General features: G+C 40.2%; 2 protein-coding genes. Both read right to left on the bottom strand.

Features of this window, described 5'->3' with window-relative positions:
* The coding region (locus tag RRG12_RS42645) for a condensation domain-containing protein (protein ID WP_420763253.1) at window positions 1–1,135 on the bottom strand (1,135 nt) is incomplete at its 3' end.
* Window positions 1,132–2,701 (bottom strand): condensation domain-containing protein (locus RRG12_RS42650; protein ID WP_420763254.1); only part of this gene is annotated, 1,570 nt, incomplete at its 5' end. The genes RRG12_RS42645 and RRG12_RS42650, both read right to left, overlap by 4 nt.

Below are 2,701 nucleotides of genomic sequence, written 5' to 3' on the forward strand. Positions count from 1 at the left end.
TGCGATCGCCTTTTAGAACAGCAGTATCAATAGGATAATTCTCAAAAACAACAATACTCTCAAACAAAGAAGTACCCTTGGGAACATCACTTAGCCCCTGAATCTCTGCTAATGAGCTATAGGAAAATTGCTCAGACTCAATCTGTTGTGCCTGTAAATCCTTCAACAAACCCAGCAATTCAGTCTTCTCGGAGATTTGTACCCGCACTGGCAGAGTATTGATAAATAAACCCACTATCGACTCTACACCAACAAGTTCAGGCGGACGACCAGACACCGTTGCACCAAAAACCACATCTGTTTCTTGGCTGTAGCGAGAAAGCAACAATCCCCAAGTCGCCTGCACCAAATTACTCATCGTCAATTGATGCTGTCTGACAAAAGACATTACTGCTGTTGTTGCTGACACAGTTAAGTCAATTTGTTGTTCACTGTAGCTCGAATGCTGCTCCCGCATTGACAATGGTTTATCCACAGTCAAAAGAGTTGGTGTAGTAAAACCTTGGAGTTTTTGTCGCCAAAATTCTTGAGCTAAATCTCGATCCTGTTGTTGTAACCAAGCAATATAGTTGCGGTAGCTGACAGTTCCGATGTTAGATAAACTTTTACCCTGAGAAATAGCTTGATAAAACTCCAACAGGTCTTGGAAAACCAAAGGTGACGACCAGCCATCAAGTAATAAATGATGATGACACCAAACAAACTGATAAGTATTCCCATCCAACTGGATTAGATGTAGACGCATCAATGGCGCTTGCGACACTTGAAAACCCTGTTGTCGCTCCGAATCCAGAAAAGTCTCTAATTGCTGTTGCTGCTCTTGTGCAGATAACTCCCGCCAGTCATAAGTTTCGACTGTCACATTTACCTGTCGATATACCACTTGAACCGGCTGGCTTAAAGACTCCCACAGGAAAGCTGTACGGAAGACGGGATGCCGAGCTACTACTTGCTGCCAAGCTTGCTCAAAGGTTTTTATATCTAGGTTTCCCGTCAAAATGCAAGTTATCTGCTCAAAATATACGCCTGAATTTCGAGCATACAAACTTTCAAATAGCATCCCCTCTTGCATGGGAGATAAGGGATAAATATCTTCAATATTTTGCCGATTAGTTTTGTTAAGTTCTAATTTCATAAATTTTGTAATATCTGATCTATTTCTAGTTGGTCAAGTTGAATTAATGGGAAATCTGTAGGCGTATAACCTATATTTTCTGTTGATAAACAATGAGCAATGAGCTTCTGCAAAGTTTCGACAAATTCTTGGGCAATATTCTCAATCGTTTCGTGCTGATGTATATTGCTGCTGTATGTCCAATCTATTTGCAGTTTTTCGTTGATAATGATGGCATTAATATCTAGCAAATAATGGCGCTGACCTTGTAAACTCTGACTGTTTCCACTAGACTCATTAGCTATTTGTATCAGAGAAGATGTATTCACAACCTGAGCAAATTGCCCCAAATAATTGAAGCTAACTTCTGCTTGGGGAATTTTCTCTAGTTGGGCATTAATTTCTGCATCAACATTCAGATAACGCAATAAGCCATAGCCAATGCCTTTATTAGGAATTACACGTAATTGTTCCTTGACGGATTTTAAAGCAGTACCCAGATCATCTGTGATTCCCAGTTCCACAACTACTGGAAAAATCGTTGTAAACCAACCAACAGTGCGTGATAAGTCTACACCATCTACGATTTCTTCCCGCCCATGACCTTCTAAGTTGAATAACACTGAATCAGAGTTAGTCCATTCGCTTAATACCAGCACTAAGGCAGTTAACAAGACATCGTTAATTTGTGTTTTGTAAGCTTTCGGAACATCTTGCAGGAGAGAAAGAGTTTCGGCTTCATCTAATGATACTGTTACTGTCCTAGCCGATGCAGTAGTGTTTATTCCTTGTGCATAGTCCACTGGAATAGAGTCAACTGCATCGTAAGATGGACTCAACCAATAATCTAGTTCTGATTTTAAGACTTCTGATTGGGCATAAGCTGTTATCTTTTGCGCCCAATCTTTGAAAGATGTAGTTTTTGCAGGTAGCTGAATGGTTTTGCCTTGACTTAGTTGCTGGTAAGCTGTCTGCAAATCTTCTAACAATATCCGCCAAGAAACACCGTCTACTACGAGGTGGTGAATTAATATCAGCAATCGCGCTTTTTTGTTAATACCCAGCCAGAAAAATGCTACTTGCACGAGATTTTCTGAAAGATTTAAACTCGCCTGTAATTCATTGGCTGTGGTTTCAATGACAGTTTCTATCTCAATTTCTGGAACTGTCGATAAGTCAAAATGGCGGATAGTAATATTATCGGTTGGGTTAGCATGAATCTGCTGCCATATTGTGTCTGTTTGAGTGAATCTTAGCCTAAGAGCATCGTGATGTTTTAGTAATTGCTGCCATACTTGCTCTAATATTTCTAGGTTGAGGTCTGATGGTATTGTGAGGAGGAATGATTGATTAAAGTGGTGTTTTTCTGGGAACTTTTGCTCGAAAAACCAGTGTTGAATTGGTGTTAGGGGTAATGTTCCTGTGACTAATCCTTGTTCGATTGAGAGGGCTTTTGTTGTACCTGCAACTGTGGCTAATTGGGCGATAGTTTGATTGGCAAATAGTTGTTTGATTGTCAGTTCTATTCCAGCAACTTTTGCTCTGCTGATGATTTGAATGCTGAGGATGGAATCTCCTCCTGGATCT

Source organism: Nostoc sp. CALU 546 (assembly GCF_048836525.1).